The sequence below is a fragment of the Phocaeicola sp. genome (assembly GCF_057861905.1).
The window spans coordinates 1-8,489 of record NZ_DBMACV010000103.1; the positions used below are offsets into that span (position 1 = coordinate 1).

5 protein-coding genes, 4 tRNA genes and 1 pseudogene are annotated in these 8,489 nt (G+C 41.4%); 6 read left to right on the forward strand and 4 right to left on the reverse strand.

The window, feature by feature from the left end:
• Positions 1–274 precede the first annotated feature (274 nt).
• Positions 275–1,975 (reverse strand): S41 family peptidase, encoded by a 1,701-nt coding sequence (locus ACZM60_RS13895; RefSeq protein WP_021970596.1) that lies wholly within the window; start codon positions 1,973–1,975, stop codon positions 275–277.
• A gap of 40 nt (positions 1,976–2,015) precedes the next feature.
• Positions 2,016–3,001: pseudogene (locus tag ACZM60_RS13900) on the reverse strand (adenosine kinase).
• Positions 3,002–3,079: 78 nt separating this feature from the next.
• Between ACZM60_RS13900 and ACZM60_RS13905 the strand changes: the two are divergent.
• The 6 genes from ACZM60_RS13905 to ACZM60_RS13930 all read left to right on the forward strand — a co-directional run bounded on the left by ACZM60_RS13905 (position 3,080) and on the right by ACZM60_RS13930 (position 7,232).
• Positions 3,080–3,153: transfer RNA gene (locus tag ACZM60_RS13905), tRNA-Asn, on the forward strand.
• A 25-nt stretch (positions 3,154–3,178) separates the two neighbouring features.
• A tRNA-Asn gene (locus ACZM60_RS13910) sits at positions 3,179–3,252 on the forward strand.
• 25 nt (positions 3,253–3,277) lie between these two features.
• Positions 3,278–3,351 (forward strand) — tRNA-Asn (locus ACZM60_RS13915).
• A gap of 190 nt (positions 3,352–3,541) precedes the next feature.
• On the forward strand, positions 3,542–4,468 hold the full coding sequence (locus tag ACZM60_RS13920; protein WP_021970151.1) for a magnesium transporter CorA family protein: 927 nt from the start codon (positions 3,542–3,544) through the stop codon (positions 4,466–4,468).
• A gap of 59 nt (positions 4,469–4,527) precedes the next feature.
• A complete protein-coding gene (locus tag ACZM60_RS13925) occupies positions 4,528–5,475 on the forward strand; it encodes a 2-hydroxyacid dehydrogenase (RefSeq protein WP_489521792.1) in 948 nt (315 codons plus the stop codon).
• Positions 5,476–5,762: 287 nt separating this feature from the next.
• Positions 5,763–7,232, forward strand: coding sequence for an arylsulfatase (locus tag ACZM60_RS13930; RefSeq protein ID WP_489521794.1), 1,470 nt, complete (start codon positions 5,763–5,765; stop codon positions 7,230–7,232).
• A 443-nt stretch (positions 7,233–7,675) separates the two neighbouring features.
• On the opposite strand, the gene ACZM60_RS13935 is transcribed toward ACZM60_RS13930, so the two are convergent.
• Positions 7,676–7,756, reverse strand: a tRNA-OTHER gene (locus ACZM60_RS13935).
• A gap of 292 nt (positions 7,757–8,048) precedes the next feature.
• Positions 8,049–8,489: hypothetical protein (locus ACZM60_RS13940; protein WP_489521793.1), on the reverse strand; the 441-nt coding region annotated here is incomplete at its 5' end.

Sequence of the window (8,489 nt, forward strand, 5' to 3'; positions counted from 1 at the left end):
TTGTTTCTTTGAAAACAAACCGGATGCATTGCAAGGATACTATATTGAGGACTCAAAACAACTGGCCTTATTCTAAACTTATCCCGAACTCAGGTAAAAATAAAAAGAAATCACAGGATATCAGACAAGCTTACCTTATGAATCATTTACCATTCCGAAGCAATTCTTTTTCATTATACCTGAAAAGAGCATAAAAAAACAGCAAGAATACATATGCCGCTCTGGTAGGCGTGCAATGTATTCTTGCCGGTGTTAAAACCTTTCAGACCAATGGTTATTGCTTGTCTGCAACTTTTACAGGAGCCGACAATATCTCTTTGTATTTTTCTGGAGAGTTCAGGACTTCAATAGCCTTATCCAGATCCTCATCATCCTTCAGACGCTGCATAACCGCTCCACGCTGATAAAAGTAACGGGTTGCAATTTCTTCGGCAATTTGCTCCTTTATCGGTTTAGCAAAATAATCAAGATCACGATCCAGATTATGGTTCAGTTTCTGTTCCAAAGCCTTAAATTCATCTGCGGCACCCTCCATATATCCTTCAAACTCGGCCACCTCCTTCAGTGTTTTCAGCATTTTCTCACTCTGACGGTCGTAAGTAAAATTGGCAGCCTTGACTTGTTTCTTAAACTCAGCGTAATCGGCATCGGTAATTTGTATCGAATCGACCGAAGTAATTGCCGGATGTGTCAGACAATATTGGGTAGCATAATCGAATATCAAATCGTCGTTCAGCAGATAGAACAAGATATTCGGGAACTTATCTCCCTTCACTTCAATATCCGGACGAATACCTCCGCCGTCGCGAACCTCACGTCCGGCAGCCGTATGGAAAACAGTTGTCAAACTATCGGGGATTCGTGCCACCGAACCATCCGCATTCTTTTTTGCATAGTCGATAGCCTGAATACAACGGCCGCTTGGAATATAATACTTAGACGTGGTCACCTTCAGCGTACCATTATACGGCAACGGACGAGTAGTTTGCACCAGCCCCTTACCATACGTACGCGTACCGATAATTACTGCACGGTCCATATCCTGCATCGAGCCACTCAAAATTTCGGAAGCCGAAGCCGTGTTGCCGTTTACCAGTACAGCCAGAGGCATTTCTGTATCAATCGGCTCGTTTTGTGTCTTGAACGAACCCGCCGCCTGACGAATCTTTCCTTTCGTCACCACAATTTCCTTACCTTTCGGAACGAAGAAGTTTATGATGTCGACAGCTTCCTGCAACGAACCACCTCCATTATCCCGCAAGTCGATTACCAGCGATTTAGCTCCACGTTGTTTCAATTCGATGAATGCCTTCTTCACATCCTTTGCACAGTTATCCGTAAATCCTGTCAGCGACAAATAGCCTATGCTATCTTTCAGAATACCATAATACGGAACCGGATTGTTGCGAATATTTTTACGGGTTATCTTAAATTCCATCACCGTACTGTCGTTCTTCAGCGGACGGAGCACTTTCAGAATAAAAGATGTACCCGGCTCTCCGCGCAAAGCTTCGCTTACCTTCGACGAAAAGTCCTGAGGCTTCATATCGCCACGTACCATTTCTTTTCCACCCACCGAAAGAATGATATCTCCAGCCTTCAGTCCTGCTTCTGCCGCCGGCATACCTTCCGTAGGTTCCACAATGGCTATACGGTCTTTCTTCTTATAATATCGGATAGCAGCCCCTATACCTCCATATTTTCCGGTAATCATTTCCTTCAGACTGCTGACGCCCTCTTCAGGATAATACTCGGTATACGGATCGGTCAGAGCCAACATACCGTTCACTCCGTTCTGAATCATTTTCTCAGGATTGATTGTATCAACATAAAACAAGTCAAGCTCCTTGAAAATAGAATTAAAGATATCCAGATTCTTTGCTATCTGAAAATTACGGTCATCGTCCTTAAAGCTGGACAACCCCAGCCCCAATAAAACGACGAATGCTCCCACCAACGTTCTTTTCTTATTCATAGTCAATGATTTTAACGTACAAATAAACACATTATTCCGTTCAGGCTTGCAGAACAGCTTCAATATTTAACTTTATTTCGTTCCATTTCTTCTTTGTAAGAGCCGTCCCTACAGTCTGAATGACATATCCCGCCAGAATAGTACTTATCTGAGCACATTTTTCGAGCGAATAACCACACGTCAATCCATAAAGGAATCCTGCTGCATAAAAATCACCTGCTCCAGTCGTATCGACAACTTTCTTTACCGGCAAGGGCTTTACTTGAATTTCTTCTGTACCTTTTTTTATCAGCGACCCTTTTTTCCCTGTCTTGATAACTACAATACTGCATTTCGAAGCAATCTCTCCCAAAGCCTCTTCCGGCTCTTTTCCGGTATAAGCACGCGCTTCACTTTCATTGGCAAAAACAATATCAACATATTTTGTTATCAGCATATCGAAAAAATCGCGTTCAGCCTCAACGACATTGAAGCCGCCATGTCAAGACAAATCTGCAAACCGACTTCTTTTGCCAGACGCATTGCCTTGACAATAAGGTCATGATCCTGCAAAAGATACCCTTCTATATATAAATAAGAATACCCTTCGAACATAGAACGTGTCAAATCATCGGCACACAACGTAGCCGAGGCTCCTAAAAATGTTCCAAACGTACGCTCACCACAAGCAGATACGAATGTGGAAGCAACCCCCGAAGGGCAATCACATTTCAACAAGGAAGTTTCCACTCCCCTTTTCTTCAATGTCTGCTCAAAAAACTTTCCAAACTCATCGGTTCCGACTTTCCCGATAAAGCCTGCCTGAGCATCCAGACCGGCAAGGGCACATATAGTATTGGCAGCAGCGCCACCTGTTGCCCGATGCAACCGTTGTCCGGCTGTCTTTTCCCGTATTTCCAATAATGTTTTTTCGTCTATCAACTGCATGCTCCCTTTGGGTAAATGCAGGTCCTCAAGCATTCCATCATCTTCCATCAGGACCAATACATCAACCAAAGCGTTGCCCATTCCAACAATTTTATCCATTTATTCTAATTTTTTTTGCAAAGATATTGCATATTTCAAAATATCCTACTACCTTTGCGTCGCAATTGAGAAAAACCTTCTTCAGTAGCTCAGTCGGTTAGAGCATCTGACTGTTAATCAGAGGGTCGTTGGTTCAAGTCCAACCTGAAGAGCTAAAAACTCAGATTGCAAAATGATTCTTCAGTAGCTCAGTCGGTTAGAGCATCTGACTGTTAATCAGAGGGTCGTTGGTTCAAGTCCAACCTGAAGAGCATTCTTTTTAAACATATTAAATCTTCTTCAGTAGCTCAGTCGGTTAGAGCATCTGACTGTTAATCAGAGGGTCGTTGGTTCAAGTCCAACCTGAAGAGCAAGAAAGTTCGTCAGAAGGCGAGCTTTTTTTGTAACCTAAAATAAAAAAAACGATTTATGGACGATTCAAACTCGCGAACGTGTACATGTAGTATTAACCTTCTCCTACGGGAGTAAGCCGAGGCTTGAATCTGTCTTTCATTGCCTTGCCTGCTGCCGGCGGACACAAAACAAGAAAGGAGCAATGCAATGAGAAAGTATCTTTACAGCGAAGCCGGATTTGTGGAAATCCCCAACTGGCAACCCAACTGCTGGGTTAACGTAGAATGCCCTACCGACGATGATTTCAAATTTCTTCAGGAAGAACTGAAAGTCCCAACTTCTTTTTTAAACGATATAGCAGATACCGATGAACGTCCCCGTACCGATACGGAAGGGAACTGGTTGCTCACGATCTTACGTATTCCTATACAGACACGCAACCAGAAAGTACCTTATACAACTGTTCCCATCGGCATTATAACCAACAACGAGATTATTGTATCTATTTGCTATTATTCTACCGAAATGATTCCTGATTTCATTCAGCATACCCGCCGCAAGGCAATCAATGTACCCAACAAGCACGAACTGATTTTACGTATCATTTATTCCTCGGCCGTATGGTTTCTGAAATACCTGAAGCAGATAAACAATGAAGTAAGTACAGCCGAGAAAGAGCTTGAACGAAGTATCAGAAACGAAGATTTGCTCCGCCTGATGAACTTACAAAAGACATTGGTATATTTTAATACTTCTATTCGTGGCAATGAAGTTATGGTTGGCAAGCTGCAAAACATTTTTAATGAAAAAGATTATCAGAACCCGGAACTGACAGATGACGTACTGATTGAACTAAAACAGGCACACAACATGGTAAACATTTACAGTGATATTCTGACCGGAACCATGGATGCCTTTGCTTCCATCATATCGAATAATGTGAATACAATCATGAAACGCATGACAAGCTTGTCCATTATCTTGATGGTACCCACACTGATAGCCAGTTTTTACGGAATGAATGTCGACATACATATAGAAGAGCTTCCTCATGCTTTTTCTATCATTGTATTCTCTTCAATCTTCCTTTCGGCTATGGCATTTGTCATTTTCCGAAGAATAAAATGGTTCTGATGACCATTTGATAATACACATATTCCGAAAATTCATCTACATTAAATAATAATAGAATAATGAAAATCGTATTATTAGAATCGCTGGGAATTAGCGAAGCTTCTTTGCAACGTCATGTAGCTCCGCTGACAGAGGCCGGACACGAGTTTAAGGCATATCCTAAAAACACAGATCCGGCTGTTCAAATAGAAGAAGCTAAGGACGCCGACATTATCATGATAGCCAATATGCCACTTAGCGCAGAAGTTATCAACAGCTGTTCAAAACTTAAATATATTGACGTAGCCTTCACAGGGGTAGATCATGTAGCCCTCGAAGCCGCCCGCGCTAAAGGAATTCAGGTAAGCAATGCTGCAGGATACTCTACACAATCGGTAGCAGAACTTGCACTCTGCATGATGATCTCCTTGCTGCGAAATGTCCCTCAGGTATCAGAACGCTGCAGGAAAGGAAAAACAAAAGATGGTTTAGTAGGATGTGAACTGAGAGGAAAAACAGTCGGTATCGTAGGAGCAGGAGCTATAGGAACTCGCACAGCCGAACTGTGTCATGCGTTCGGATGTACGGTCTTAGGCAACAAACGCCATGTAACGGGCAATGAACCTTCGTTCATTCATTTCGTTGCGCTAAATGAGCTGTTGGAAAAATCGGATATCGTATCGCTCCACTGCCCGCTTACTCCCGAAACACATCATTTAATGAATGCAGAACGTATCAGCCACATGAAACCGGGAGCTTATCTGATCAATACTTCCCGAGGAGGAGTAGTCGACTCTGAAGCACTGGCTCAAGCGTTGAACGAAGACCGCCTGCGTGGGGCAGGTATTGATGTTTTCGAAAATGAACCTCCCCTCGATACCAATCACCCGTTACTGCACAGTAAAAATACAATTGTGACTCCACATGTTGCGTTCGCTTCAGCCGAATCGATGGAAGCCCGTGCCGAAATCGTTTTCCAGAATATTAAAACCTGGATGGAAGGAAAGCAACAGAATGTCATTTTATAAATGATTTTTTACCTTTTCACATAGAAGTAACTGTAGCAAAAAGCCAGCCCGATACATAATCAGGCTGGCTTTTTGCTTCATATTCCCACCTGTCAAACCTGCGGTCGAATAATATATCTCAAAGCAGAGCAATGAACTACAATAATATTTTTCTAAATTTGTAAATTATATGCTTCGACAAGAAGCACGAAAAGAAAACACAATCCGGACTTTTATCGGACAGAAACAAATAACCCCCTAAGAATATAAATATTATGAAAAAAGAAGGTCTGATTTTATCGGCTTTAATGGTCGCTTCGGGAGCTTTCGCCCAGCATAATAAGGCTCCAAACATTATCTTCATATTATGCGATGACATGGGATATGGCGACTTAGGTTGCTATGGTCAAAAATTTATAAACACTCCTAATATTGACCAAATGGCAGCAGAGGGAATGCTTTTTACACAAGCATATGCGGGAAGTCCGGTAAGTGCTCCCTCACGCGCAACTCTGATGACCGGCCAGCACAGCGGACATACTCATGTAAGAGGCAACAAGGAATACTGGACACAGTCGGCTGTCGTAACCTATGGTGAGAACAAAGATTACGCTGTCGTTGGTCAGGAGCCGTATGACTCTACCCATGTCATCCTGCCCGAGGTCATGAAAAAACATGGCTATACAACCGGAATGTTCGGTAAATGGGCAGGAGGCTACGAAGGTTCCTGGTCTACTCCCGACAAACGAGGCGTAGACGAATTTTACGGATATATTTGCCAGTTCCAGGCACACTTATACTATCCTAATTTCTTGAACCGCTATAGTCGCTCGAAAGGTGACAAGGAAGTGAAACGAATCGTACTGGAAGAAAATATCAAGTATCCGATGTTTGGTGATGACTATTTCAAGCGTCCGCAATATTCGGCAGATCTCATCCATCAGGAAGCTCTGAAATGGCTGGATGCACAAACAGGAGATCAGCCGTTCTGTGGAATCTTTACATATACTCTTCCCCATGCCGAACTGGCTCAGCCTCACGATTCCATATTCAACGATTATAAAAAGAAATTCTTTACCGACAAAACGTGGGGCGGTGAAGAAGAATCACGATATAATCCTTCAGATCATACACATGCCCACTTCGCCGGAATGATTACTCGTCTGGATAGTTATGTCGGAGAAATACTTAAAAAACTCAAAGAAAAAGGTTTGGATGAAAATACTATCGTATTCTTCAGTAGCGACAACGGACCTCACGAAGAAGGTGGAGCCGATCCGGCATTTTTCGGACGTGACGGAAAACTGAGAGGACTTAAGCGTCAATGTTATGAAGGAGGAATCCGAATTCCATTTATCGTACGCTGGCCCGGACATATTACAAGCGGAACCACCAATGACCACCAGCTTGCTTTCTACGACATTCTGCCTACATTCTGCGAATTGATTGGCGACAAGAAGTTCATCGAAAAAAATAAAAAAGATGAATTCGACGGAATTTCCTTTGCCCCGACGCTTCTTGGAAACGATAAAAAACAGAAAGAACATGAATTCCTATACTGGGAGTTCCATGAAAACGACCAGATGGCCGTACGCATGGGCGACTGGAAACTCCTTGTCAAGAAAGGAATTCCTTCACTGTACAATCTGAAAGAAGACATTCACGAAGACCATGATGTAGCAGCACAAAATCCATCGATTGTAAAGACCATGTTAGGTATTATCCAACGTGAACATCAGCCCAATGAATTGTTTAAGGTTACACTGCCTAATTTTTAAAAACAATTCATAATCATACGCAAATATATAACAATGGGGACAACAAACTGTGTTGCAAATTACAATTAGATACGCTAACAAATGTCAGTTTGACAAAAAAGTAAAAACCTCATAGATAAGCATTTCAATAATGCAGTGCCCTATCAAGTGATAGCCGCAAAGCTTGTGGCTATCACTTGATAGGGCATTAATTCTTTCACCATCTTTGACGACTACCATGCATGAAACAGCTAAAGAGAAGTAGGGTACATCTATTTTAAGCTATGAGGAACGCCAAAGCCTGATTACCCAAATGCGTTTTAATACAGATTCTGATTTATCCGATCATGAGAAAGATAGTTTCTCCAAAGGTAATAACATCATAATAACAACGCCAAAAGCATCAGGTCAAAAGATAAAAGAAAAACGCCAACTACTCATCATCAAGCAGTTAGCGTTTATCGTACTCGAAGCGGGACTTGAACCCGCACAGCCATTACTGGCCAAGGGATTTTAAGTCCCTCGCCCAATTCCACCATTCGAGCATCCTTATATTCTGTTATTATGCAATAAAACAGACATTTACGCAACCTTATTCTATCTAAAATATATTGTAATAAGTGTCTGGTTTAACTCACAGTTTAACTCCGTTAAAGATACCAAGAAATTCAACAATAAATTAATAATCTCTTGCAGTTTTAAAGCTGCTCTACAAATATATAGATTAATATCCACATAGGAATCAATTTAATATATTTGATGTACAATATAAAAGAAGAAACAGCATAAGAGTTTTTTAAGCTCAAATGCTGTTTTCTTTTTATATGTTTTACTTGATTACTGCTTAGTATAGACTTCCGTATGTCCATCTTCATAAGTCAGTTTCATTTCGTTGTCAACTATCTCATAGCGGTAGGTTTCAAGCGAACCCTCTTCAAAATCAATGATAACCTCATTTCCATTCACAGTATAAGCGAATGTATCTGTATTGGAAGTGTTGTCATATATATCTACGGATTCCCAATTTCCAGTATTGTCACCATTGAAAGTAATAATTTCTTTATTTCCTGCTTCTGTTGTATAAAGCCATTTTCCAGTTAGTGGAGAAGCATTTGGATTTTCAGATATAACACCGTTATCTATATTTAAATAGAATGTATAATCTTTTTGTTCTCCGCTATAGTATAAGAGATGTAAGTTGTACTTCCATATATTAGTGGAACTGTCAAGCAAGGTATATTCTTTTTGGGTATCAGTAAGGACTTCAAATGGAAGTTT